At 71.3% G+C, this 871-nt stretch carries 2 protein-coding genes; both read left to right on the top strand.

The window, feature by feature from the left end; all coding sequences use genetic code 11:
• Positions 1 to 569: SDR family oxidoreductase (locus D452_RS0101160; protein ID WP_017542334.1), on the top strand; the 569-nt coding region annotated here is incomplete at its 5' end.
• A 73-nt stretch (positions 570 to 642) separates the two neighbouring features.
• Positions 643 to 871, top strand: a 229-nt coding sequence (locus D452_RS27450; RefSeq protein WP_040692824.1) for an enoyl-CoA hydratase-related protein, incomplete at its 3' end; no start/stop codon positions are given.

The raw sequence follows: 871 nt of genomic DNA, 5'->3' as shown, positions 1-871 counted from the left end.
AGGCGGCCGTCGGCACCGGCAAGCCGCTGCGCGTGGCGGTGTCGTGCGCGGGGATCGGCTGGGCCACCCGCACCGTCGACAAGGCGGGCGCGCCCCACGACCTCGCCAGCTACAAGAAGGTCGTCGAGGTCAACCTGATCGGCACCTTCAACGTGCTGCGGTTGGCCGCGTCGGCGATGTCGCAGAACGAGCCCGCCACCGAGGACGGCGAGCGCGGCGCGATCGTCAACACGGCGTCGGTCGCCGGCCTCGAAGGCCAGATCGGCCAGATCGCCTACTCGTCCTCCAAGGGCGGGATCATCGGCATGACCGTGCCCGCGGCCCGCGACCTGGCCGCCGCCGGCATCCGCGTGAACACCATCGCGCCCGGCATTCTGGACACGCCGATCTACGGCGAGGGCCCCGAGTCCGAGGAGTTCAAGCAGCGCCTGGCCTCCCCGGTGCCGTTCCCCAAGCGCCTGGGTACGCCCGGCGAATTCGGCAAGCTGGCCCGAGCGCTGGTCGAGAACGGCTACATCAACGCCGAGACCGTCCGGCTCGACGGCGGCCTGCGGATGCCGCCGAAGTAGTGCCGTCCGCGGCGGGGCGGGCGCGTCCGGCGCTTCCCCGCCGTCCACCACGCCGACCGAGTAAAGGAGCGCGATGAGCGACGAGGTGAGCTTCACCGCCGAAAACGGCGTCGCCGTCATCACTATCGACCGCCCCAAGGCCAAGAACGCGGTCAACGCCGCCGTGGCCCAGGGCGTCGCCGCGGCCCTGGACGAGCTGGACTCCCGTACCGACCTGGTCGTGGGCATCCTGACCGGCGCGGGGGAGACCTTCTGTTCGGGCATGGACCTCAAGGCGTTCATGCAGGGCGAGGTTCCCACCG

The sequence above is a fragment of the Nocardiopsis prasina DSM 43845 genome (genome assembly GCF_000341265.1).
Classification (GTDB): domain Bacteria; phylum Actinomycetota; class Actinomycetes; order Streptosporangiales; family Streptosporangiaceae; genus Nocardiopsis; species Nocardiopsis prasina.
The sequence above is the reverse complement of the archived record's forward strand: the minus strand, read 5'-3'. Positions and strand labels throughout refer to the sequence as shown.